Here is a 22895-nt window from a genome sequence, read left to right as displayed (position 1 = left end):
ATCAAAAACCGAAACGCTTATCATTTATAGAATGAGTGTCTCTTACTCAAAGGCAGAGCGTGGTATGGCAATTAACATGGGCAGCTCCTACCGAATCCTTGGTTATAAGCCATCAGTAAATTTCGCCTGGCGCCAGAAATTACTGACAATGGGCATGCTTCCAGGTGCTGTTATCGAAATCATTCGAGTAGCGCCAATGGGCGATCCGGTTCATATTCGTACCCGCCGTGTCAGCCTGGCGGTGCGACAGCGTGATCTGGCCGACATCATTCTGGAGGAAATCGCCTGATGAAAAAGATCACCATCGGATTGATAGGCAATCCCAACACCGGCAAAACCACACTGTTTAATCAGCTGACCGGTGCCCGCCAGCGGGTCGGTAACTGGGCGGGTGTCACGGTTGAACGTAAAGAGGGACAGTTCTTTACTGCACAGTCTGACGTCCGGCTCATCGATCTGCCCGGCACTCGCTCGCTGACTACGCTATCCGCTGAAAGCTCGATTGATGAGAGCATCGCCTGTCAGTATCTTTATCAGGATCATGCCGATGTAGTGATCAACGTCGTCGATGCTTCCAGTCTGGAAAGTAACCTGTTCCTGACCTTTCAACTGCTTGAGCTTGGCGTACCCTGTATTGTCGCTCTGAACATGCAGGATATTGCCGCAAGCCAGAACATCACTATTGATGCCGCAGCGTTGTCAGCCCGCCTGGGATGTCCGGTGGTTTCACTGACTTCAACCAAAGGCGACGGTATCGCTCAGCTAAAAACACTGATTGACCAGCCACATATTTATCGCGCTCCAGAGAAGGTGCCATATCCGGCCGCGATTGAAACCGCGATTGAGCAGCTCAGCCTGCAGATGTCCGGGTCTCTGACCCCGCAGAAAAGGTACTGGCTGGCATTGCAGTTGCTTGAAGGCGATATCAACAGCCAGAAACTTTGCCCGGAACTACTTCCAACCTTGCCTGAGATTATGGCGCGAGCGGGTGGCGATACGGGCGTGCAGATAGCCGATTATCGCTATCGTGCCATTAATGCGGTTTGTACGGCCGTCAGTAACATTCATCAGGCTATCCCGGCCAGTCTTACCCGCAGGATTGATAACATTGTGCTGGACCGCTGGCTGGGCATTCCGATATTCCTGGCCGTGATGTATGTGATGTTTGTTCTCTCGATTAATATCGGCGCGGCATTGCAGCCGCTGTTCGACGGCAGTTCGGTGGCGATATTCATTCATGGCGCACAATGGCTGGGATATGTCTGCCACTTCCCGGTTTGGCTGACGGTTTTTCTGGCGCAGGGGCTGGGTGCCGGTATCAATACCGTGCTGCCAATCATTCCACAGATTGGCCTGATGTTTCTGTTCCTCTCTTTCCTTGAGGATTCAGGCTATATGGCGCGCGCCGCCTTTGTGATGGATCGGCTGATGCAGTCACTGGGCCTGCCGGGAAAATCCTTTGTGCCACTGATTGTCGGCTTTGGTTGTAATGTGCCGGCGGTGATGGGTACAAGAACGCTCGACACGCCGCGTGAGCGTCTGCTTACGGTACTGATTGCGCCTTTTATGTCCTGCGGCGCGCGGCTGGCAATCTTTGCGGTGTTCGCCGCAGCATTCTTTGATGCTCACAGTTCCAGCCTGGTATTTTCACTCTATCTGCTGGGCATTGTAGTGGCGATTGCGACCGGACTGGTGCTCAAGCATACCCTGCTGGGTGGCGAAGCTTCACCGTTTATCATGGAATTGCCGGTCTATCACCGGCCTCATCTTAAAAGCCTGCTGCTGCAGACCTGGCAACGGCTGAAAATGTTTGTGGTGCGTGCCGGTCAGGTCATTATCCTGGTGAGTATGCTGATTGGTGTGCTGAGCAGCTTTGCATTCAACGGCCAGCTGGTTGATGACATAAACCACTCTGCGCTGGCGGCGACCAGCAAAGCAATCACGCCCGTGCTTTTGCCAATCGGGGTGACGCAGGATAACTGGCAGGCGACAGTGGGGCTGGTGAGCGGCATTATGGCAAAAGAGGTCGTGGTCGGTACGCTCAACAGTCTTTACACCACGGAGGCGATTCAGCGCAGCGTGTTTGACCCGCAGGCTTTTAACCTGGCAGATGAACTAAAAGAGGCGCTGACGGAAACCTGGGCGGGCCTGACCGCTGCATTCAGAATTGATGCACTGGCGCATCCCCTCGATGCCAGTAAAGGCGATGGTGAGATGGCATCCGGTTCTATGAGTGTGATGGCTACCAAATTTGGCAACGGCTTTGCCGCTTACAGCTACTTAATCTTTGTTCTGCTCTACGTTCCCTGCGTCTCAGTCATGGGCGCGATCGCCCGCGAGGCCGGGAAAAAATGGATGATGTTCTCATTCTGCTGGGGGCTTAACATCGCCTATACCATAGCGACATTCTTTTATCAGACCGTCACGTTTAACGAGCATCCTGTATTCAGTGCAGTCTGCCTGATAAGCGTTCTGTTGCTGAATGGAATCATCCTGCTGACACTGCGTAAAGCGGGAAATAGGGTGCTGGCAATACCGGTTATGCCTGATGAGGAAAAGATGGGGTGTCACGGCTGCCATGGAAATTGTGATAAACAGAAAAGCTACGCGCAGTGATCGCAAAACCAGACTGGTACGCTGAGGGACCATCAAGACGATTACATACAGGCGCGTGAAAGGACTGTGCTCCTTGCCTGTGCAGGTTGACAGGCAAGGAGACATCACCCTGAGTCAGAGGCTGGCATCAGGATCTGCTGCTGACTGGCTCTTTGATTTGACTGGCTCACCCAGCACCTGCCGGAACCAGTGAGTCACTCTGGTAATAACCTCAGGCTGATACCAGCGGTAATCACCATGTTCAGCCCCTTCGATCAACACGTAATCAGCACGATTACCCGCTTTTTTAAGGGCGTTATAAAGATTTGCACTTTGTTCAGGAGAGACCAGCGTATCGCTGCTGCCATGCATAATTAAAAATGGCGGTTTAACGCCTTTCAGGTGACCCACTGGACTCGCATAAAGCGCTTTCTCAGGCTCATCGGTCACTGATGCCCCGGCGAATTCGCGGAACGCCGCACCATTAATCAGCAGCGCTTCGGTGACGGCAGGGGATTGATGCACTTTTTGTATCGCATCCGGAAAGCCTTCTCCGATGCTACGCAAATCAGAAATGCCATACAGCGTGGCCACAGCCTGTACATCTGAAGACTGGTCAGTGAAATCGCCTTTATCAAACGATTTATCCCCATTGGTGGTTCCCATCATCTGGGCGAGCCATCCCCCCGCCGAATCACCCAGAACCCCTATACGCGCCGGATCGATACCATACTCAGAGGCATGCTGGCGCAGAAATCGGACTGCCGCCTTAGCATCAACAACCGGCGCCGGAAAAATATCAGGAATAGTGCGATATTCAGCTGCGGCGACCACAAAACCCGCCTCTGCCAAGGCCAGCCGCATTGCAATAAACTTGTCACGTTCCGCTGACAGGAAACCCCCGCCGGGAAAATAGATAATCGCTGGTTTCAGATCATTGGTTCGTGGCACCAGCAGTGACATGTGCAATTGCCTGACAGAACGCACGCTTTTCACCTGGTGGTAAACCAGATCTCCAATATTGTCGATCTGGTCCTGACGGGTGTTAACCTGGAGAATCTCAGCACCCTGAGCATGACCTGGAAGCTGATCCTGACCGGATGCGATGGCTGTAGTAGCGACTGAAAGCATAACGACTCCCGACATTAAGAGGTGCCAGTTTCTCATATTTTTTGTCCTGTAATCATTTAAATGTTAATGGGATGCTTTGTGTAAGTGTCAGAATAAAGATTCTGGCTTATCAGACATTAGAAACAATGTGAATAAATTATTATTAACAGACTAAACCTGCGTTAATTTAAACGTCAGGCATCATTGATGATAAGGATAAGACAACCACAAAACGGGTTAATTTCAGTAGTTAAGCAATATTTCCAGGTTAATAATGTCATCGCATTTTTAGTATCGGCCATCCTTATCATTTCACCTATCATTCCCGCGCTGAAAAGATAAGACGGATTTTATTAAAGATACTAAATGGAGGTGTAAATGAAACTTACGTTTATGGCATTGTTGTCTCTTTTCTCCTGTTGTGTAGCCGCGGAAACGGTTGGATACCGGGCTGAAATCGTCTATTTTAAAGCCGTTCCAGCAAAAAAAAAAGAAGCTAACGTGCACTATGAAGATGGCTATCTTATTGTTAAAGATGGCTATATTTTAAAATCAGGTGATTATGCGACCATAAAGGACCAGCCTGTCGACCAGCTGATTAATTACAGCGGAAAAATTATCACACCCGGATTCGTGGATACGCATGTTCATTATCCTCAAATCACCATGATCAGTGAATATGGTAAACAGCTTAATGGCTGGCTCAATACCTATACCTTTCCAACCGAAATAAAATTCCGCAATCATCACTATGCGCAACAACAGGCATCTGAATTTCTTGATCAGCTTGTCAACAATGGCACCACCACGGCACTGGTGTTTGCAACCAGTTCGCCAGCCTCCGTTGATGCATTTTTTGAGCAGGCAATAAAATGAAGTGATTGATAGCGTGAAGTCACGTCTTCAGGTGCAGAAAAGGCCGAGGGGCAGCGGCCTTTTCAATAATAATCAGCAGAAGACATCATCGCCGGTATAGACCGCTAACCGCCAGTACAAGGGTCATCACTGACCGCAATAATCCACGCATTACTGACTAAAAGGTCTGATTTTTTGACAGAGTCGCAGCAAGTTGTAAGGGAGTAAAAAGAAATCAATCATATCAGCGGGATGAACGCGTCGGAGGACCGGCACCCTCTCATTCAGTACCGGCTTACACACAGGCTGTCCACTTTTTCTGTGGATAACTTGAGCCCTAATCATGGGCGTTCCGTTTTTTATCATTCTATCAGCCAGCAACATCCGGGGCCGCGTGCTGCTCCATAAATTCCACCATCGCACCTTTATGCGCATCCACATGACGGATATAACGCATCAGTGTCTCCGGTTTTTTCCAGGTGCCTTCCTGCATGATCCGGGCGATAGGATAGCCTTTATCAGCCATATCCTGAGCTGCGCCCACCCTGGCGCTGTGACCACTCCATCCGGTATAACGATTTTTGTTAGCCTTCACTGCGCCGCCTTTTCCAGCAGTATGCCATGCACGGTCAAAGATCTGTTCCAGTGCCCGGGTGCTTATCGGCTTTGCTGAAATCATTGCCCGGCCAGAGCGGTGTACAGCAGTAAACAGAAAGGCATCAGGCTGGCCGGATAGCCCGGCTGCATCGATCCACTCTTCCAGACGCTGAGTTGAACGGGCACTGAGCGCCTTGATCAATCCGCCGGTCTGCACAATCGTTTTTGTCCACGCCACATCCAGAATGATACGACCATCACCGGCACGCATCACATCACGCACCCGCAACCGTGACAGTTCACTGATACGCAGTAGCGTTGCATAGGCGACATGCAAAAAAGCCAAATCACGAAGTGCCTGAAGGTTATCAGAACCTGACCACTGTTTATCCAGTGCCATCAGGTCGGACAGCCTGAAAGGCACGGCCTGGCCAGCGCGCTCACCCTCCATCACGGCCACACGATTTATCTTCTTCATCGTACGATAAACCAGTGGCGAGAGATTGGGCACCGGCAACCCGGCGTTACGGTGTAACATCGAGATTAACGCAGCGTGTGAAGTGATCGTCGAGGAGGCCCGGCCGCTTTCAGCCAGAAAAGAGAGATAGTCGCGCAAATCCTCTGCACTCATTGGCAGGAAAGTACGCTGATTATCTTCTGACCACTGATTACAGATTCGCATGACGCTAAGCAGCTGTCGCCAGGTATTGGGGGAAAATGCCTCTTTGTCCTGAACGAACTGCCTGAGCCGTTCGGTGATATCACTATTCCGGGTCACCGTCAGATGGGTTAACGGCACTATCTCGCTCATTTTTGCTCACTTATCAGTCAGAAAACGCGATGATCGCGCTACGTGAATTCTGAGAATTCATCAGGGGGATAACCGGTCAGAATTTACGTAGCGTTGCCATTTTGCAGGGTGATCTTTGCTGCTCTATATCATAACCCGACGACTTTCCTGTGTCATGACTTCGTATAAGAACAATTATACGAAGCCAGGTTAAGGTACCGGATTCAGCCCGGTTTTGACCTGATTGACAGACGTTCAAATGGGTAGGGCAGAAAGACGTCCGGAACATCAGCCCACCCTGGGTTGATGAAGAAGCGGTTATTTCTGGCAAGGCATAAAATGAATAATTGAAGGAAAGTCTGAATAATGATTCAGTGAAATAGTAACCTGATAAATAGAATTTGAATAAAGTCAGTACTTCCAGTTCGCGGAGTAAGGCGAAAAGGAAAAAACGTGAAGTGAAATTAACAGACCATTGAAGGTTGAAACTTTTATTATGTAAGCAGCCAGTTTAATTTAAAGATAATTGAAGGACCCTAAATGAAAATACTGTCTACCAGATCCGTTTTAGAACGCTTTGCTTACTGAATTTCTGGAATGGAATCTCCACATGCTAACCCGGCTATCATCCTATGAACAGTTCTTATTCACGTTCTCCGGGAGCATATCTGCATCCTGAATCAGAATAAAAAACTAAATACTGACTTCGCAAAGATTTAAATATCAACTATTGGCGATTATACGTTATCTTCCAGCCTGAATAAAAAGCAACGTTGATGCTTTATGTCAGATAGTTTATCGAATGAGACTGATAATTAACTTATTATCGAAAATTAATTTCTGGCAAGGTAACGGGCATTTCTTCCTGATGCGTTATTAAATTTTTCATGACTGCGTCTGAGTTAAGTCACAGAACGCTGTCATCACCAGGATAAAAAGAGGATATCTCATGAAAAAAACGTTATTGTCACTGTGCCTATTTGGCCTGTCCTGCGCACCGGCTATCACGCTGGCTCAACAGCCTGTGACCTGTGTTAAAGCATCTGAACAGGATGTTGCCAGCCTGTTTGATACCTGGAATAATACGCTGGCAACCGGCGATGCCACTAAAGTCTCTGAATTATATGTCAGCGATGCCGTGCTGCTGCCAACTATTTCAAACCATGTGCGCCTGACAGACCAGGAACGCATTGATTACTTTAAAGACTTCCTGAAAAAAGGCCCGAGCGGTAAAATTGATTCCCGCACCATCCGAATCGGCTGTAATAAAGCGATTGATGCCGGCGTTTATACTTTTACCTTCAAAGATAATTCGCACGTCACAGCACGTTATACTTTCACCTATGTCTGGGATGGCAAGGGCTGGAAGATCTCCACTCACCACTCTTCAGCTATGCCAGAGCCAGTAAGCCAGCCTTAACAACCGGTGTGGCAGGATGAAAACCAGCTTCACAATGCGAAGCTGGTTTTATTAATTCCGCCATTTCAGAATTTTAGATAACTGCCGATTTTTCCTGGCAAAAAATTATTTCATGGTGTAATCCCTTAAAAAAATTTCACACCTGAATTCTTGTGATTACCTTATAAGGCTCATTGGTACTAAAACACGTAACCCCATTATCATGGTTCGGTTAACATTAATAAATGTTATCGCCAGACGGCGCTCGACTGCATTATCAGCCTGAACACCGCCGCTGCGTCATATTCATCTATCATCAATATGCTTAATCACCGTTGCCGATCTGCCAGATAAATGTCGGATCGTTGCCATTTACCTCCCAGTCACCCACGTTGCGGATTTTGTAGATCACCGGGTTGTGTGATGACACTGTGCGGGCGTTGCGCCAGTGCCGATCCAGCGCCTTGCTGACGCGGGTATCGGACGCGCCCAGCGCATTGAAGAACTCCGTGGCAGCTCGCGTCACTAGCTCCACCGCGACTACCTGCGCCCGGGCGGACTCCACCTCTGCCTGAACGTTCGCCGCGTGAAGCTCCGCTTCATTCGCACCGCTCAGTTGCAGTTCAAATGCCCGTTGCAGTGAGTGGGTGGACCGATCAACGGCGGCTTCAACGGCCCAGATCCAGCTGCTGATCTGACCGACCACCTGCAGCACCTGCACATCCTGCTTAACCTGAGGCGCATTGCCGTGGCTGTACATCCGTTTACGCTGCGCGACCCCCTGTGACGCATCGCGTACTACGGCCCGGCCTATACCCGCCAGCGTGGCTAATAACACATGCTGATAAAATGCGGTCTGATAGCGAAAGCGCTCACTGAAATCATAAACATGCGGCTGCTCCACGCGGGCATGATGAAAGCGTGTGGTGCCACTGCCGGTCAGCCGCTGCCCGAACCCATCCCAGTCATCATCACGTTCCACCTCTTTCTGATGCGTGTTCACCAGCGCGATGACGTCGCGGCCGTTGTCAGTCCGCTGTGCATAGACATCAATCCAGTCCGCATAGAGCGTGCCGGTGCTGTAAAACTTCTCACCGCTGATCCGCCATTCTCCCTCTGCCGGTGAGACCTGGGTGTTGACCTCACCCAGCTTAACCGCTCCGATTTCACTCCAGCCACTGCCCACCAGCTCACCATCTACGAAACGGCGGAACCAGCGCCGCCGCTCTTCACTTTCTGGCTGGTTCAGGCGATCCTCAATAAAAGCGAAGTGCGCACGCAGCGCCTGTGGCAGATTCGAATCCGCTTCAGCCAGCGCGGTCAGCAGGGAAAAGAGCTGCGGCAGCGAGACGCCGAAACCGCCTTCTTCTTTAGGGATACGCAGGGTGCCAAACCGCGCCTCCTTCAGCCAGCGGATCGGCTCATGCAGCAGAGTACGGTTGATTTCACGCGCGGCGGCACCTTCAGCAATACGGTTGAAGAGGGGCCGGAAATGTTCGGTCAGCGCGGCAAATTCAGTATGGGTTAAGTCAGACATGTTCTTCTCCTGTTGCAGGTTGTTCATCAATGTCCTGTCGGGTCGGTTCAAACCGGATAATCAACAGGAAAATAATGGGGATAAGGGCGGCGAGAGAGACGATCCAGAACATGTTGGTGCCATAACGGGCCTGCAGAATGGGCAGGATAAATAGCGCCAGCGCACTGCCGATGCCGGAGAGCGAGCGACTAAAGCCCACGCCGGTTGCACGAATGTGGGTCGGATAGGATAGCGCCGGATAGATCATCAACTGCGCGCCGGGTCCAAATCCTTCGGCAAACAGCCAGAGTCCCAGCATCAGTACGGCAAATACCACGCCGATAGTCGCCTGCGGATGACCGATCAGCGCCAGCGAGATTAGCGCGATAAACTGCAGCGCAAAACCCGCAATCGCCACATGCCTGGAGGGAAATTTCCATGCCAGTCGCATCCCCAGCAGACCGCCGGTAAAGGCGAACAGCGCGTTCAGCCCCAGTGAGGCCGAGATGGTTTCAAACACGCCCGCGCCCAGAAATTGCGCCAGGATAGAGGGCAGGAAGAAAGCAATGGCGGTGTACTCAAAGGCGATACAGACGTTCATTACTGCGCTGACGATGGTGCGTTCAAGGTATGGCTTCTGAAACAGCACGCGGAAACTCACCTTCGGGGCCGCTTTCACGGTTTCGGTTTTTTCGGGCTGCTCTTCATGCGCAATAATGCCGTAGGAGTCGCGCAGGATACGAACTGCTCCGCTCAGGTCTCCCTGATTGGCTGCCCACAGCGGTGACTCATTCATAAACTTGCTGCGTACCGCGATAATGAGCAGGGCCGGTACCGCGCCAAACAACAGCGAGGCGCGCCACAACCAGTCGATGTGTTCTGCAGGTAGCAGGAAATAGAGCGCAAAAATAATAAAGAAGCAGGCAGATGACGCGGCATACCACATCGGGCACCAGGCGGCGAGGCGCGACGCTTTGTTCCCTTTGCCGGAGAATTTAGAGAACTCCGCCAGGTAGGCCATGGCAACCGGCAGATCGATTCCTACCCCGATTCCCATCAGAAAACGCGCGCCAATCAATACCCAGACGTTGGGCGCCAGACCCGCAGCTATCGCAGAGACCACAAAGAACAGCATGTCCGCCATAAACACCGAGTAGCGGCCATATTTATCGGTCAGCCAGCCGCCAACCAGGTTACCGACGATGGTGCCGATCATAATTGAAGAGGTCACCAGTCCGGTCAGCACCGGGGTTAAGCCAAACTCTTTCACCACATCGTCAATACCATAAGAGAGCGTGGTGAGATCGTAGGCATCAAGAAATACACCGCCCAGCGCCAGGAACACAATCCAGCGGGCGTAGCTGTTTTTCTCGGTATTACTGTTGATCAGCCGGGCTACATCACTCACCGAACGAACCGGCGTGGAGTGGGGCGGCGGGGCAGTCAGGGTGTTGTCAATCTCTAATGTACTCATCATATCCTCGTTATTATATTCAGCAGGTAACGAGGGTTTTATAGGCATTCCCGGCTCAGTAAACAACCAACAAATAACGATAACTATTTCAGTATATTCAATAAGTTAATCATTAAAACACGACCACGACAGACGCCGGATGAATAGCAGGATTCATCCGGTACGAATTAAAGCATTACTCTTTTCCTGACCTGAAATCGGCGCTTTTCTCAGCCGTTAATAAATCTGTTAAGCGATGACTGAGACTATTAACCGGCAGATTTCATCCTGATATTTCAGCGCTATTTACCCGAGTTTCTGCGTCAGCGTTACGACGATAACCGGCACCCGGGTGCGGCAACGCCAGCCGCGGCCCCTGGCCAAATAACTTTTCACGCAGCGTACCGGGCTGATACTCCTGCTTGTAGACGCCACGCTTTTGCAGTTCCGGCACCAGCAGTTCCACCACGTCAGTAAAGGTTTCGTGCGTCACGGCGTAGGCGAGGTTAAACCCGTCAACGTCGGTCTCTTCAACCCAGCTTTGCAGCTCATCGGCCACCGTTTCGGCGCTGCCCACCAGCAGCGGACCAAATCCGCCAATGCCCACCCAGTCTGCCAGACCCTGCACCGTCCATTGGCGGTTGGGGTCGGCGGTCGAGAAGGTCTCAACCGCCGACTGAATCGCATTGGTGTGCAGATGTTTTAGCACCTGATCCGGCTGATACTGCCCGAAATCGATACCGGTCCAGCCTGAGATCAGCGCCAGCGCGCCTTCGTAACTGACATAGCGTTTGTACTCCTGCCATTTCGCCTGCGCCGCCAGGTCGGTTTCACCCACAATCGCCGTCTGCAGATTGAAGATCAGTATGGAACGGGGATCGCGTCCCGCCTCAGCGGCCCTGCGGCGAATATCTGCCACAGTTTTCTTCAGCAGTACTTTCGACGGTGCCGCGACAAATACACATTCAGCATGCTCTGCTGCAAAGGCTTTCCCGCGGCTGGAGGCTCCGGCCTGGTATAGCACCGGCGTGCGCTGCGGTGACGGCTCGCAAAGATGAATGCCCGGCACCTGGAAAAACGTTCCCTGATGGTTAATCGGATGGATTTTATTGGGGTCGCTGAAAATATGACGTTCACGATCACGCAGGACAGCGTCGTCTTCCCAGCTTCCTTCCAGCAGCTTATAGATAACCTGCAGATACTCATCGGCGTAGTCGTAGCGCGCATCGTGGTCGGTCTGAGCCTGATGCCCGATATTGCGCGCACCACTTTCCAGATATGAGGTGACAATATTCCAGCCAATACGGCCTTTGGTCAGATGATCCAGGGTCGATATTCGCCGCGCAAACGGGTAAGGATGTTCAAACGACAGCGAGGCGGTCAGGCCAAAGCCCAGGTGTTCCGTCACCATGGCCATCGGCGTGATTAACGCCAGCGGATCGTTTACCGGTACCTGTGTAGCCTGACGGATGGCGGCATGGTTATTACCGTTGAGCACGTCATAGACACCCAGCACGTCAGCAATAAACAGCCCATCAAATTTACCGCGTTCCAGCAGGCGTGCTAAATCGGTCCAGTACGCCAGGTCTTTGTACTGCCATGAGCGGTCGCGGGGATGCGCCCATAAGCCGGGTGACTGATGACCGACACAGTTCATATCGAAAGCATTCAGGCGAATTTCACGTTGCGATGACATAGCGACTCCTGAGCGGATGCGGCAATCGCTTGCCGCCCACCTTTTAATGTGTGTTTTATAAGGAAGATTCAGTAGGTGAGTGAGTCGGGACATCGCTCGCTGAAGGGTAGCGGCGGGGCGGCGAGGAGCTGTCGTGCAACGGACTCGGCATGTTCCGCCACCTGCGGTAATCCCATCAGCTCGCCAAAACGACCCCGTGCGGCAGGCCCGGCAACATACAGTCCGGGATTAGCTTCACCGTTCACATTCAGCGTCTGAGACAGCGCATTAACCTGGATCCCCAGCGCCAGCGAGTCAGGCTGGATCACGCCATCGCCATGGAGCTGACGCAGCAGCGCATTGCTGTTAAGCAGCGCGTTGTGTGCAGGGCCGGTGGTGACAAGGACTTTCTCCACCTCCAGCATGTGTGATTGCGCACCACGCAGGCGCAGCGTCAGCCGGAGCGTTGCGCCACCCGATTCAGCGGCGATAAGGCGCGCCGCCAGCAGATTCAGCTGACCGCTGGCCTGCTGCTGGCTGAGAACCTGGCTCACCTGTGGCGCAATACGATAGCGATGAACATCCCACCAGGGACGGAGATGATGCAGAAAGCGCTGCTGCTCGTGCAGCGACAGACTCTGCCAGATGCGCTGACCGTTACGGCGAATATCATCCAGCACCAGCTGCCAGGGCAGATTCAGCGCCGCCGCCTGTTTAACTTCCTGTCGCACACGATGCAACCAGCCGCGCGCGGTAGCAGGTTGCGGCTGACTGAAATCCAGGGCGTAAGTCTCATTGTTGCCACTCAGATTGGCACGCGGCAGCTGGCCACGACGGGAGAAGACGGTAATCTTTCCACGGTGCTGCTGGCGATGCAGCGAGGCCACCACGTCAGACATCGTCAATCCTGAACCGATAATCGCGACCCTGTCGTCAGGAGCCACCTGAGCCAGCGCATCGCGCTGCCAGGGATTAGCAATCAAAGCCGGATGGCCCTGTAGCGGCTTCAGCAGAGCAGGCAGATCCGGTGGGGGATGGCTGATCGCCAGCACTACCTGATCGGCATGAATTTGCTGCCCGGAGGCCGTGGTCACCACGCCATTCTTAAAGGCAACCGCACTGTCACGCAGATGACTCAGTTTTACCGGCGAATGCTGCTGCTGATGCACAAACTGCGCATTGACCCAGCGCCCGAACTCACCACGCTGCGGGTAGACGTTGCCGTCATGCCACAGTGCCTCCGGGTCGTTGTTAAAAGCAGGAGAGGCGCGATAGTCGCAATCAAATGCCCCTTCTTCATCACCGGCAAGCTGCATTCTGGTGGCCGGCACATTAATGCGGTGAGCTGGATCGGTGGTGCCGTATGCCACGCCCTGCGCCAGCTGCGCGCGGGGTTCAATTACCGTCACCTGCAACCCCGCCTGGCCAGCCCGTGCCAGATGGATCGCCAGCGCGGTGCCGGTGAACCCGCCGCCGATAATGACAATCTGCTGTTGTGACATAAGCGAGCCTTTTTCCTGTTAACTGACTAGCTGGCGCTGGTCTGTTTAGCCGGGCGACGGTCGCCGCCGATGGTTTCACCAAACGGACCGGTGTTGACGCTGCGCTGTTTCTTTTCGGCGTTGGCGGCCAGCGGCAACAACGGCATTACCAGCTCAGCAAAGCGGTGTGCCTCTTCAAGATGCGGATAGCCGGAGAAGATAAAGTTCTCAATGCCCAGTGCCTGATACTCCCGGATGCGATCGGCAACCTGCTGCGGATTGCCGACCAGCGCAGTTCCTGCACCGCCGCGCACCAGGCCAACGCCCGCCCAGAGATTGGGACCGATGCGCAGGCTCTCACGCGACCCCTGATGCAGGGCACTCATCCGCGCCTGACCGGTGGAGTCCATGCGGGCAAAGATTTTCTGCGCGGCGGCGATAGTTTCTTCATCCAGGTGAGAAATCAGCCGATCGGCCGCCGCCCAGGCTTCCTCTTCCGTTTCACGTACTATGACATGCAAGCGGATGCCATAAGAGAGCGTACGGCCCTTCTCCTGCGCCCGCTGACGAACCACCGCCAGCTTCTCCGCGACCTGTTCAACCGGCTCGCCCCACGTCAGATAGGTGTCGATCTGATTTGCCGCAATGTCGATAGCTGCCTCCGACGAACCACCGAAATAGAGTGGCGGACCGTCTTCCTGCACTGGCGGGAAGAGGATCTCAGCGCCTTCCACGCGAATATGCTCACCTTCAAAGTCTACCTTCTCGCCTTTCAGCAGGCGGGAGTAAACCTCAAGAAACTCTTTGGTCACCTGATAGCGCTCTTCATGACTCAGGAAGATGCCGTCACCTTTGTTCTCCACCGGATCGCCACCCGTGACCACGTTGATCAGCAACCGGCCGCCGGAAAGACGGTCCAGCGTTGCCGCCATGCGCGCCGCCAGGCTGGGCGGTTGCAGGCCGGGACGCACGGCCACTAAATAGCGCAGCTTTTTGGTGATCGGTGCCAGTGCCGAGGCGACCAGCCATGAATCCTCGCAGCTTTTACCGGTCGGGATTAACACACCGTAGTAGCCCAGATTATCTGCCGCCAGCGCAACCTGCTGTAAATAGGATAAATCGACTGCTCTGCCGCCTTCGGTGGTACCCAGATAGCGCCCGTCGCCGTGAGTAGGCAGAAACCAGAAGAGGTTGGGATTTTCCTGTGTCGCATGGCTCATTAGCAGATTCCTTTATAACGATATTCGAATTTATCACATAGGGTTAATCCCTTTGGTTATATAGCCCTAAGCAGGATGCGTGCCAGTGCGGTTAAATAATTTTATTATTAAAATTCAATGATTTATCATTTTGATGGCAGATGTTAATCTGCTGCATTCGCAACAGAAGGAGTTGTACTCTGCTGCATCGGCAACAACCTGGTGTGTTTCAGCTCTCGTTTCAGCGTCAGCGGCGCGGTATGGTCATGACTTTCCTGCTCACCCGGTAAAAAAGATGCAGATAGCCAGCCCTGAGTTAATTGACCCCGCATCACGCGCCTTTAAAAGCGTGCTGGATCAGCTCGCGCCCACCGATGCAACCGTATTAATTATTGGCGAAACCGGCACCGGCAAAGAGGTGATGGCGCGCTACCTGCATCATCACAGTGCGCGCAGCCGACAGCCTTTTCTGGCCGTTAACTGCGGCGCACTTACCGAGAGCCTGGCGGAGTCGGAGCTGTTTGGTCATGAGAAAGGCGCCTTTACCGGCGCACAGGATAAACATCGTGGCTGGTTTGAGGCGGCAGAGGGCGGCACGCTGCTGCTGGATGAGATTGGTGAGCTAAGCCCGTCGCTGCAGGTGAAGCTGCTACGCGTGCTGCAGGAGCGTGAGATCACCCGCGTGGGATCCTCCAGGCCAGTAAAAGTCAATGTGCGGGTCATTGCCGCGACCAACCGGGATCTGGTGATGGCAATTCGTGAGCGGCGATTCCGGGAAGACCTTTACTATCGGCTGAATGTGGCCAGCGTCACACTGCCGCCGCTGCGTCAGCGCTGCGAAGATATTCCGGTGCTGGCCAGTCACTTCCTGCAGCTCTATGCGCGCCGTCTTGGTCGTCCTCAGCTTCGCCTCAGCGATGAAGCCATGACGGTGTTGATGAACTACAGCTGGCCGGGCAACATCCGTGAACTGGAGAACACGCTGCACAACGCCGTGCTGCTCAGCAAAACCTCACTGGTCACGCCCCAGCAGCTGCGGCTAAGCCCTCTTGCGGGGAGCGATCTGCCGCAGGGAGAGGAGGCACTGGATCAGTTTTTACGCCAGCAGATGCAGCAGAGTGACACGCCGCTCTATCCGCGGGTAATTGCTGCGCTGGTAAAAAATGCGCTGGAACTCACCCAGGGTAATCAGTTACAGGCGGCCGCGCTGCTGGGTATCAGCCGACATACATTGCGCACGCAGCTGGGGCATCTGGGGGTGATTAAACCGCGCCGCGGTTCAGTGCGTCAGCGCGATGCTGCTCCTGGTCAGCAGCCTGAGCGGGAGCGGGAACTGCGTATTGGTTATCAGAAATTTGGCAACCTTGGCATCCTGAAAGCCCGCCAGTCGCTGGAACAGCAGCTGGCCGGGCAGGGCGTCAGCGTCATGTGGAGTGAGTTTCCTGCGGGTCCCCAGCTTCTGCATGCGCTGAGCAATAAGGAGATCGATTTCGGAACTACTGGTGAAGTCCCCCCCTTGTTTGCACAGGCCAGCAATAGTCCGATGGTCTATGTCGCCTGGGAACCTGCCGCCCCGCAGAGCGTGGCGCTGCTGGTTCCGAAGAGCAGCCCGGTTCAGCAGATTGGCGATCTCCGGGGCAAACGTATCGCCGTGAATCGCGGTTCCAACGTTCACTATCTGTTATTGCAGATTCTGGATGAGGCGGGTTTAGCGCTGGATGATGTGCGCATTGTCTATGCCCCACCTAAATATCCGCTGACGCCCAGCGATCTCAACGCGGTGGATGCCTGGATGATGTGGGACCCGTTACTTAGCGATGCGGAGAACAGCGGAGAGTTCAGGGTAATTGCGGATGGCACTGGCCGGGTCAATAACCATCAGTTTTACCTGGCTGAGCGCGGATTTGCGACGCACTCTGGCGATCTGTTACAGGTTCTGCTTAACGCGCTCGAGCAGACCGGCCGCTACATTGATGCGCATCGTGCTGAAGCTGCCGGGCTGCTCTCCACGGAACTCGGCATCTCTGCCACCTCACTGATGCACGCCTTAGCCCGGCGCAGCCATCAGACCCAGAGAATGAACCTGGCCATTATCCGGGAACAGCAGACCATCGCGGACCGCTTCTATGCGCTGGGGTTATTCAGTCGCGCCATTCGCGTACGCGAGTCGGTCTGGCATCCATAGCGTTTTTTTAGCTAAGCATCGAACATTTCATCGCTAAGCGCTTCAACCCGCGTTTGTTATGTTGCGCAGACAACAAACAGACTCAGGAATGAGAGATGAAACAAGTTTTACTCAGCGCTTTGATTATTGCCGCCCAGGCGGGTTTCGCGTTCAACACCCAGGCAGCAGAGAAACCCGAGACAGTGAACATCGGTTTTCAGAAAGCCAATATCTTTGCGCTGCTGAAGTATCGCGGCACGCTGGATCAGGAATTAAAAAAGCAGGGTATTGCGGTGCACTGGATTGAGTTCCCGGCCGGACCGCAGATGCTGGAAGGCTTAAACATCGGCAGTATCGATCTGGCCGCTACCGGCGACGCGCCACCGACATTCGCTCAGGCAGCGCAGGCCGATCTGGTTTATCTGGGACACTCGCCTGCTAACCCTAAAACCGAAGCGATTGTGGTGCCCGCAGACTCGCCAATTAAAAGCGTGGCGGATCTCAAAGGCAAGCGTGTGGCGCTGAATAAAGGTTCTGACGTTAACTATCTGCTGGTCACCGCGCTGGAGCAGGCAGGGCTGACTTATAAAGACATTACGCCAGTCTATCTGCCACCTGCGGATGCGCGCGCCGCTTTCCAGCGCGGCGCGGTAGATGCCTGGGTCATCTGGGATCCCTACTACGCCGAAGTGGAAACCAACGCCCATGCGCGGCTGCTTAAAAATGCCGAAGGGCTGGTGCCGCACTACACCTTCTACCTTGCCAGCCGCAAGTTCGCAGAAACTTATCCTCAAATCGCCACTGAGGTGGTGGATGAGCTGGGTTCACTGAGTCAGTGGGCTAATCAAAATCAGGAAGAGGCAGCAAAAATCATGTCCACCTCAACCGGTCTGCCGCAGCCGATCTGGCAGCGCGCCCTGGCAAGGATGCCGTTTGGCGCAGAGCGGATGACGCCAGACGTCTTCACCCAGCAGCAGGCGCTGGCAGATACCTTTACCCGGATTGGTCTGTTGCCGGTGAAAGTCGATATCCGCAGCGCGACGTGGTCGCAGGATAAGAAGTAGGCAAGCATCAGGCGAATATTTATCCGGATAAGCTTCGTCTGACATCTGATAATCAGTCTCTCTAAATAGCAACCGGCGGCCTTGCTAATCTCTTTCCGGTAATAGGTCCGTAGCATTACAGCAGGGTGAGGATAAGCAGAAAGGCGGGGAAGACAAAAGGGAATTTAGCGAAGCGGTGTTTATATTTCATAGAGTTACACGATGTTAATGTTAGCAGCCTGCTTCATAATCTGTTCTACACTTACGCATTCAATTACGCCCGTTGATTGAAAAGCAGCATCACGAAGAGGGTACGCGTCAGCAATGCATCATGCAGTCGCCACCCTCAAAACTGATCATGCCCGTGAGGTAAACATTATGAAAGCAGTTGTCTATAACGGACCTTTTGACGTTTCAGTCAAAGACGTTCCGGATCCGAAAATCGTTCGTCCCACCGATGTGATTGTCCGTATTACCACCACCAATATCTGCGGTTCTGACTTACATATGTACGAAGGGCGAACCAGCTTCGAGCAGGGTCGCATCTTCGGCCATGAGAATCTGGGCCAGGTTGTTGAAATCGGTAGCGGTGTAGAGCGGATTAAAGTCGGTGATTATGTCTGCCTGCCCTTTAATATCGGCTGCGGCTTCTGTGAAAACTGCGAGAAAGGGTTAACCGGTTACTGTCTCACGGCAAATCCGGGTACGGCCGGTGCCGCCTATGGCTTTGCGGAGATGGGCGAATGGGAGGGTGGTCAGGCGGAGTTACTTCGTGTTCCCTTTGCTGACTTTAACTGCCTGGTACTGCCGCCGGATGCGGCAGAAAAGGAGGAAGACTACGTTATGCTGTCCGACATCTTCCCTACCGGCTGGCATGCCACGGAGCTGGCAGGATTACGCCCTGGCGAGAGTGTTGCCATTTACGGTGCTGGCCCGGTCGGCTTAATGGCGGCACATTCGGCCATGATTAAAGGCGCATCACAGGTCTTTGTGGTCGATACCCATCCTGACAGACTGGCGTTAGCCGAACAGATTGGTGCAGTGGCGATCAATGGCGTGGGCGATGAGGCGGTCAATAAAATCCTCGAACTCACCGATGGGCGCGGCACGGATTGCGGTTGCGAGTGCGTGGGTTATCAGTGCTGCAATAAACATGGCCATGAGGACAACTCCGCCACGCTGAACAGCCTTGTTGCATCAACTAAGGCCACGGGCGGGATTGGTACGGTAGGCGTTTTTGTTCCTCAGGATCCCGGCGGTGCAACTGAGCTGGCTAAAGAGGGTAAAGTGCCGTTCGATTTTGGTACGTTCTGGTTTAAAGGTCAGTCAATGAAAACCGGCCAGTGTAACGTGAAAGCCTACAACCGCCAGCTCGCCAGGCTTATCCATCAGGGCAGAGCCAATCCGGCGCAGATCATCTCACATCGTCTTGCACTGGCAGATGCTCCCGAAGGCTATAAGCATTTTGACGATCGTAATAATGGCTGGACAAAAGTCATTCTGAAACCCTGAATCGTGAGCCATAGCCGCATAAGCCACATTCAGGCGGAAATGAGAAGGAGAACTAAAAGCCTGTCTGTGGTTTGATGCTTTCAGCGTGTGTTATGACTCTTATGAGAAAGAGGCGAGGTGAAAGCGCCGGGGCGTTTTGCAAATCAAATCGAACGGCTCTTTGCAGAATGATTTAGCGTTTAGCTTTTTTGATAAAGAACACATCAGTTTCAACGGGTTCTGAACATGCCGTGGCTGAATAACAGTGCCTCATGCTGATACGATAAAACGCTGTCAGGTAGCCCTGGAGGGGTTATGTCATACATAGTTTTGCGATACCCGTGCCCGCACAGAGGCGCTGAAAAGCGATCCCATTGCCATTGTTAAAGCAGGGAAGGGTTATCCGGTCGCAATACTCCACCACAATCAGCCTGCATTTTATTGCGGCCCGGCTGAGCTTTACGAACTGATACCTGATGCCCTTGACGATAATGAACTGGTTAAACTGGTCCACGAACGCAGCAACCCGCCTCTGCTTGATGTCGTTCTGGATCAGCTTTTGTGAGTTATATCTTCGATACTCAATCGCATCAGTAAGATACGGCTGGTTCGTATTTTGCAATGGTTCGGGCTTGTAACTGCTATTCAACACCGACAAATCCACTGGTTTAGCCGTCCGATCAAGGTCATAGGCAGCCTGAATTCGAAGCTACATCTCAGGTGTACTGCCGATAACAGCAGCCAGTTTGATAGCCATCTCAGGCGTTGCAGCGGTGATACCAGAAACCATTCCTGATGCTGTAGAGGGTGCAATAGCCAAAGCACGAGCCAACTCCCTGATTCCATTGTCGAGATCTTCCATGATGTCGGAAATAACTTCACCTGCGTGTGGGGGATTAGGCATTGTCTTTAGCGATAGTCCTCATAATTTAGAATCCAGGCGTTACCGTTTTTAAACTAAAAGTAATGCGCCCGTTTCCCGTAACAATTATGTATTATTTAACATAACTAGTATTATGCGCTCTGTTTTCAGGCTTTAATTACACCTGGTTTTGCTAATCTACCTTCAACCCTATCGCTGCCTCCACACCTTGAGCAATCTTCCTCAATGTCCTACCTTCAATCAGCGCCCAAACGCCTCACAATCACACTCGTCCGATCTACCGGAGGCCCAATGAGCAACATTAGCAACCCCAAACCCTATAGCGGCACCCTGTTTTTCGATGTGAATGAAACCCTTTTGTCCACTACCGAACTGAACCATGCTGTCGCGCAGCGGCTTGGCAACAGGCCGGAGCGCGCCGAGGCCTGGTTTACCTCACTGTTGCATCATTCACTGGTCGAGTCAGTGACCGGCAACTGGCACAGCTTTGGTGATATTGCCGAAGCAGTACTGAAGATGACCGCTGCGCGTTACGGCGTCACTCTGCCAGCTGACGCGACGCCGCTGGCTGACATTATCGCCGCCATGCCCGCCCATCCTGACGTTGCCGCAGGACTGACGGCCCTGAAGCAGCAGAGTTTTACGCTGGTTGCGCTGACCAACTCCTCTACCGCGCTGGCTGAAAAACAACTCAGCTCAGCCGGACTGGGACCGCTGTTCACTCGCATTCTCAGCGTGGAGGAGGTTCTGATTTATAAGCCCGACCTGAGAGTTTATCAGTGGGCAATGGAGGAGATGGGCAAACCCGTGTCTGAGTGCATGATGGTGGCGGCGCATGGCTGGGATGTGGGCGGCGCAAAACGGGCAGGCATGAAAACTGCCTTTGTCAGGCGTCACGGACAGGTACCTTATCCGCTGGCACCTGCACCTGATTTGATCGTCAGCGATATCCAGGCGCTGGCCGCACAGCTTAAACTGCCCGGCTAAGCATAGTGCTCAGTGATTCCCGGTAAAACCCAGGCAGTCAGTCTGCCTGGGTCTCAAACGCCGCTCTGACCGCTTCCACGATGCGCCCGGACAGCGTCGTATCGTCCAGCACCGGAAACGCTTTTTTAAGCTTGCCAGAGATCTGCCAGCCATTTTCCTTCAGCGAGCGAATAATGCGACTCGCGTCCTGATCGGGCATTTCAACGACGTCCTTCAGACGCTGCTGTGCACGCTGAAATATCACCAATACGCGCGCTTCATCAGCCATCTCTTTTCGGACGGTATGCTCTATTACTTTGCAGGTATAAAGCACATGCTCGGTTAAGTCGGGATAGCGCCAGGCGAACCGGGCATCCTCATACTCGCTGAAACTGAAGTTGCTCAGCGTGTCATCTTCATAGGTTTTCAGTTCGCCAAACCGATAGCAGCCCGCATAGCGCCGCATCAGCCGTTTCGAGAACACGTCCAGCGTGCGATCGTAGCCGACCCGAAAATCCATCGAACTGGTGATGGTGGCTGAGACCGGCAGGATGACCCCATCCGGTATCGCTCCGTCACGAATCAGCGTGTCATTGATTAAAAATCGGTGGATGCGGCCATTGCCATCACGCATCGGGTGGATATAGACGAAGCCAAACGCAATAACCGCGGCACGGGCCAGTGGCGCGGCACCCCGCGTCGCCAGGTCAAAGGCTTTCAGGCCCTGCATGAAGCGAGGAACATCATCATAGTGCGGCGCAATATAGTGGACGATATCCTCACGCATTGTCGACTGCCCGACAAACACGGGTGAGCGGCGCAGGCCCAGTCCCAGTGCGTCCTGGCCAAGAATGCCCTGCTGTATGGTATGCAGGCTGCTATCACTGAGCGAATCGTCAAGCTGTCCGCAATACTGCGCAATAACGTGAGCAAACCGCTGAATGCGGTCGCCCTGATCCGACTCTTTCTCAATGAGAAAACTGGCGCGCGACTCTTTAAATGTCAGCCAGCTGGCAGTGCGCATCAGAATGTCTGCGCCAAAGGCGTTATCCAGATCGTTTAAGGCATCATTGAGATCGAACGTAAGCGCCTGCTCAACGGCCGCGGTCCTGCGTACCAGCGGGCAGAAATCCACCGATCCTGGCAGGTTATCATTGATGCGCCAGCGTCTGACGCGCTTTACTGTCGTTCGGGTCAGATAGGCTTTGGATGAAATGGCCTCAATATAACCTCCATTGGTGACATCCGGTACCTGCAGCGTGTTGCCGGTCAGCCATTCATAGAGAAAGCCAGCCCGTCGCGCATACTGTCCGAACGGCTCCTGACGGCACCACGCCTCCAGCGGTTCCGGGCCGACAGCGGTAAACAGGCGGGCAAAAAACTCCAGGTGAATCTCTTCGTACTTGAGACCAAAGGCAAAGTGACCGGCAAAATCATCTTCCGGTTGATAGCCAGGTGGATAATGATTTTCAACCTGGCCCTGGCTGTCATGATGAGAGCGTACCGTTCCAATAGCTGACTTAACGCGTAATGGCTGCGCCAGTTGGATAGCATAACGTTCGCGCAGTGCGCTAAAGCCGACCAGCATAATGAATCCTTTATCCGTTGCCCGAAAACGATAACAAAAAGGATTTTTAACACTAAAACGCTAATATGCCTATCATGGCGACATTAATTT

At 53.3% G+C, this 22895-nt stretch carries 18 protein-coding genes; 9 read left to right on the top strand and 9 right to left on the bottom strand.

Going from position 1 to position 22895, the window contains the following annotated elements; translation table 11 throughout:
* Nucleotides 1-64: 64 nt before the first annotated feature.
* Complete coding sequence (locus NIM72_RS02585; RefSeq protein WP_161736462.1) at nt 65-289, top strand: FeoA domain-containing protein; 225 nt, start codon at nt 65-67, stop codon at nt 287-289.
* Nucleotides 289-2616 (top strand): Fe(2+) transporter permease subunit FeoB, encoded by a 2328-nt coding sequence (feoB, locus tag NIM72_RS02580; RefSeq protein WP_253418483.1) that lies wholly within the window; start codon nt 289-291, stop codon nt 2614-2616. Before NIM72_RS02585 ends, feoB begins: the two co-directional genes overlap by 1 nt.
* 114 nt (nt 2617-2730) lie before the next feature.
* Here the strand turns inward: feoB and NIM72_RS02575 are convergent, their stop codons facing one another.
* Complete coding sequence (locus tag NIM72_RS02575; RefSeq protein ID WP_161736460.1) at nt 2731-3762, bottom strand: alpha/beta hydrolase; 1032 nt, start codon at nt 3760-3762, stop codon at nt 2731-2733.
* A gap of 321 nt (nt 3763-4083) precedes the next feature.
* Here NIM72_RS02575 and NIM72_RS02570 point away from each other — a divergent pair, with 321 nt between their 5' ends.
* Nucleotides 4084-4581, top strand: coding sequence for an amidohydrolase family protein (locus NIM72_RS02570; protein WP_253418480.1), 498 nt, complete (start codon nt 4084-4086; stop codon nt 4579-4581).
* A 349-nt stretch (nt 4582-4930) separates the two neighbouring features.
* On the opposite strand, the gene NIM72_RS02565 is transcribed toward NIM72_RS02570, so the two are convergent.
* A complete protein-coding gene (locus NIM72_RS02565; RefSeq protein WP_253418477.1) occupies nt 4931-5968 on the bottom strand; it encodes a tyrosine-type recombinase/integrase in 1038 nt (345 codons plus the stop codon).
* A gap of 928 nt (nt 5969-6896) precedes the next feature.
* On the opposite strand from NIM72_RS02565, the gene NIM72_RS02560 reads away from it, so the two are divergent.
* Nucleotides 6897-7367 carry an SgcJ/EcaC family oxidoreductase gene (locus NIM72_RS02560; protein WP_161736457.1) on the top strand — a complete coding sequence of 157 codons (471 nt, stop codon included), beginning with the start codon at nt 6897-6899 and terminating at the stop codon, nt 7365-7367.
* Between the two features lie 304 nt (nt 7368-7671).
* On the opposite strand, the gene NIM72_RS02555 is transcribed toward NIM72_RS02560, so the two are convergent.
* The 5 genes from NIM72_RS02555 to ssuD all read right to left on the bottom strand — a co-directional run bounded on the left by NIM72_RS02555 (nt 7672) and on the right by ssuD (nt 14691).
* Entirely contained in the window at nt 7672-8883 is a 1212-nt protein-coding gene (locus NIM72_RS02555) for a monooxygenase (RefSeq protein ID WP_253418475.1), read from the bottom strand.
* Complete coding sequence (locus tag NIM72_RS02550; RefSeq protein WP_161736464.1) at nt 8876-10336, bottom strand: MFS transporter; 1461 nt, start codon at nt 10334-10336, stop codon at nt 8876-8878. Before NIM72_RS02550 ends, NIM72_RS02555 begins: the two co-directional genes overlap by 8 nt.
* Nucleotides 10337-10598: 262 nt before the next feature.
* On the bottom strand, nt 10599-12011 hold the full coding sequence (locus NIM72_RS02545; RefSeq protein WP_222925706.1) for an LLM class flavin-dependent oxidoreductase: 1413 nt from the start codon (nt 12009-12011) through the stop codon (nt 10599-10601).
* A 68-nt stretch (nt 12012-12079) separates the two neighbouring features.
* Nucleotides 12080-13492 (bottom strand): FAD/NAD(P)-binding protein, encoded by a 1413-nt coding sequence (locus NIM72_RS02540; protein WP_253418472.1) that lies wholly within the window; start codon nt 13490-13492, stop codon nt 12080-12082.
* Between the two features lie 26 nt (nt 13493-13518).
* Nucleotides 13519-14691 (bottom strand): FMNH2-dependent alkanesulfonate monooxygenase, encoded by a 1173-nt coding sequence (gene ssuD, locus NIM72_RS02535; protein WP_253418469.1) that lies wholly within the window; start codon nt 14689-14691, stop codon nt 13519-13521.
* Between the two features lie 274 nt (nt 14692-14965).
* On the opposite strand from ssuD, the gene NIM72_RS02530 reads away from it, so the two are divergent.
* The 4 genes from NIM72_RS02530 (at nt 14966) to NIM72_RS02515 (ending at nt 19933) form a co-directional block, all read left to right on the top strand.
* A complete protein-coding gene (locus NIM72_RS02530; RefSeq protein ID WP_161736452.1) occupies nt 14966-16855 on the top strand; it encodes a sigma-54-dependent Fis family transcriptional regulator in 1890 nt (629 codons plus the stop codon).
* A 95-nt stretch (nt 16856-16950) separates the two neighbouring features.
* Nucleotides 16951-17898, top strand: coding sequence for a sulfonate ABC transporter substrate-binding protein (locus NIM72_RS02525; RefSeq protein ID WP_161736451.1), 948 nt, complete (start codon nt 16951-16953; stop codon nt 17896-17898).
* A 357-nt stretch (nt 17899-18255) separates the two neighbouring features.
* On the top strand, nt 18256-19389 hold the full coding sequence (locus NIM72_RS02520) for a glutathione-independent formaldehyde dehydrogenase (RefSeq protein ID WP_253418466.1): 1134 nt from the start codon (nt 18256-18258) through the stop codon (nt 19387-19389).
* A gap of 337 nt (nt 19390-19726) precedes the next feature.
* Nucleotides 19727-19933, top strand: coding sequence for an antitoxin (locus NIM72_RS02515; RefSeq protein ID WP_253418652.1), 207 nt, complete (start codon nt 19727-19729; stop codon nt 19931-19933).
* 144 nt (nt 19934-20077) lie between these two features.
* Here the strand turns inward: NIM72_RS02515 and NIM72_RS02510 are convergent, their stop codons facing one another.
* Nucleotides 20078-20272, bottom strand: coding sequence for a HigA family addiction module antitoxin (locus NIM72_RS02510; RefSeq protein ID WP_309568533.1), 195 nt, complete (start codon nt 20270-20272; stop codon nt 20078-20080).
* A gap of 270 nt (nt 20273-20542) precedes the next feature.
* Here NIM72_RS02510 and NIM72_RS02505 point away from each other — a divergent pair, with 270 nt between their 5' ends.
* Nucleotides 20543-21238 (top strand): haloacid dehalogenase type II, encoded by a 696-nt coding sequence (locus tag NIM72_RS02505; protein ID WP_253418463.1) that lies wholly within the window; start codon nt 20543-20545, stop codon nt 21236-21238.
* Nucleotides 21239-21275: 37 nt separating this feature from the next.
* Here NIM72_RS02505 and NIM72_RS02500 read toward each other — a convergent pair whose 3' ends face one another.
* Nucleotides 21276-22805 carry a Fic family protein gene (locus NIM72_RS02500; protein WP_161736625.1) on the bottom strand — a complete coding sequence of 510 codons (1530 nt, stop codon included), beginning with the start codon at nt 22803-22805 and terminating at the stop codon, nt 21276-21278.
* Nucleotides 22806-22895 lie beyond the last annotated feature (90 nt).

This window comes from Pantoea sp. B550, from assembly GCF_024158165.1.
Lineage (GTDB): Bacteria > Pseudomonadota > Gammaproteobacteria > Enterobacterales > Enterobacteriaceae > Pantoea > Pantoea alfalfae.
The sequence above is the reverse complement of the archived record's forward strand: the minus strand, read 5'-3'. Positions and strand labels throughout refer to the sequence as shown.